2 protein-coding genes are annotated in these 2,194 nt (G+C 64.6%); one reads left to right on the top strand and one right to left on the bottom strand.

Annotated features, from left to right (window positions below; all coding sequences use genetic code 11):
• The coding region (locus HX869_RS31115) for a P1 family peptidase (protein WP_178904175.1) at nucleotides 1–345 on the bottom strand (345 nt) is incomplete at its 3' end.
• Between the two features lie 306 nt (nucleotides 346–651).
• Between HX869_RS31115 and HX869_RS31110 the strand changes: the two genes are divergently transcribed.
• Nucleotides 652–2,194: TonB-dependent siderophore receptor (locus tag HX869_RS31110; RefSeq protein ID WP_178904174.1), on the top strand; the 1,543-nt coding region annotated here is incomplete at its 3' end.

Below are 2,194 nucleotides of genomic sequence, written 5' to 3'. Positions count from 1 at the left end.
ATGCAACACCGCCGCCGGCACGATAGGAATCGCCGGCGCACCCGGCTTCAAATGCAACCCCACCTGGTCCTGGGACAACTTCGCCGCCACCGCATCCGCCGCCGCCAGGCCAAACACCGAGCCACCGGCAAACACCAGCGCGTGCAGCTGGCCCACCATGTTCTCCGGCTCCAGCGCCGCGGTTTCGCGACCACCTGGGCCTCCACCGCGAATGTCGATACTGGCAGTCCAGAAACCATCCGGGCGGATCACCGTGACGCCGGTGTCGGCGTACAGGTCTGTGGCGTGGCCAACCTCCAGGCCGGGAATATCAGTGAGGGCGTTGCGCGGGCCAGGTCTAGGCATACAGAAAAGCTTCCTTGGGTTTAGGTATGGCGTGGGGAGAGCAAGGGGTGTGCCAAGGAGGCGCTCCCCCGGCCCAGCGTACGCTAGCAGCTTCGCGAAAAAATCCCCTGCACAAAAACCAACACCCTGCCCTCCCGCCTGTTAGAAAAACACCACCCGCCCCGCAAACCCTCCAACAACTCCTTGTTATCCAAGACTTTTCAGCGATGGCACAGCCTTTGCTCTCCTGCCTCCACCAGAGCTTGAACTTAACAAGCCGTCCTCGAACAAGGCCCGTTGCCTAACCACACTGGAGTGTTGCACATCATGAATCCATCACGCGCCGCAGGCCGCCGCCAACCCGGCAAGGCTTTCGCCCATACCCTGTTGTTCCTCGCCGTGTGCGAGGCCGTCAGCTACAGCAGCCTGACCCTCGCCGCCGACGCCCCGGCCAGCGACAACCCCCTGGACACCGTCGTGGTCATCGGCAACCGTGGCCAGGCCCGCACCCTGGCCGACAGCCCGGCGCCGGTGGACGTGATTTCTTCCAAGCAGTTGCTCGCCACCGGCCAGGGCGACCTGACCCGTGCCTTGAGCAAGGTGCTGCCGTCCCTCAACCAGCCGGCCTCGTCGGGCTTCGGTTCGACCTCGATCGTGCGCCCCATCAGCCTGCGCGGCTTGAACGGCGACCAGGTGCTGGTGCTGGTCAACGGCAANNGCGCGCTGCTGAACAACGCCACCTCCCTCAACTCCGGCTCGCAACCGGTGGACCTGGACATGATCCCCACCGCCCTGGTGGATCACATCGAAGTCCTGCGTGACGGCGCCTCGGCGCAATACGGGTCGGACGCCATCGGCGGCGTGATCAACATCGTGCTCAAGCAAACCGACCACGGCGGCAGCTTGTCCACCACCTACGGCCAGAACTATGAAAACGGCGACGGCGAAACCGTGCGCCAAACCGGCAATGTCGGCCTGGCCCTGCCCAACGACGGTTTCATCAACCTCGCCCTGGACGTGAAGAAACAGGACGTCTCGGACCGTTCCGATGCGGCGCCGTACACCGACAGTGCCGGCAACACCAGCCAACGCCACACCTACTACGGCACCGGCTTGCCCGAGGCGAAGAACTTCAGCCTCGGCTACAACGCCGAGCTGCCGGTCGCCGACGCGCTGACCCTGTACTCGTTCTCGACCTACACCCACCGCAACTCGGAAAAGCCCCTGGCATTCCACCAGCCGCCGTCGTTCAACGGCATCCAGACCCCGTACCCGGAAGGTATCGAAGACAACCTGCGCTTCATCGAAGACGACTTCCAGGTGGCGTTTGGCGGCAAGGGCCAGGCCGCCGGCTGGGACTATGACCTGTCGAGCACCTACGGCCAGGACCATGCCCGGGCCACCCTCACCGACACCTACAACCTGAGCTACGGCCCGAACTCACCGACCTCGGTCGACACCGGCGTAAAAACCTTCAGCCAGTGGACCAACAACCTCGACCTGACCCGCGCCTTCGACCTCGGCCTGTACAAGCCGACGCAGATTTCCTGGGGCCTGGAACAGCGCTACGAAGACTACAAGATCGGCAAGGGTGACCTCGCCTCCTACGCCAGCGGGCCGTTCGACACCGGTGCCAACGGCGCGATCATTCCACCCGGGACCATTTCCGGTGCCGGTACCACCCCGGCCGACGCCGCCGAAAAAAGCCGCATCAGCCTCGCGGGCTACGGCGAGATCGGCCAGGACCTCACCGACAAATGGCACGTGGACCTGGCCGGGCGCTACGAGCACTACAACGACGGCTCGGGCACCACCACCAACGGCAAGTTCTCCACCCGCTACCAGCTGACCCCGATCCTGGCCTTGCGCG

The organism is Pseudomonas sp. P7779, from assembly GCF_013386315.1.
GTDB lineage: Bacteria > Pseudomonadota > Gammaproteobacteria > Pseudomonadales > Pseudomonadaceae > Aquipseudomonas.
The sequence above is the reverse complement of the archived record's forward strand: the minus strand, read 5'-3'. Positions and strand labels throughout refer to the sequence as shown.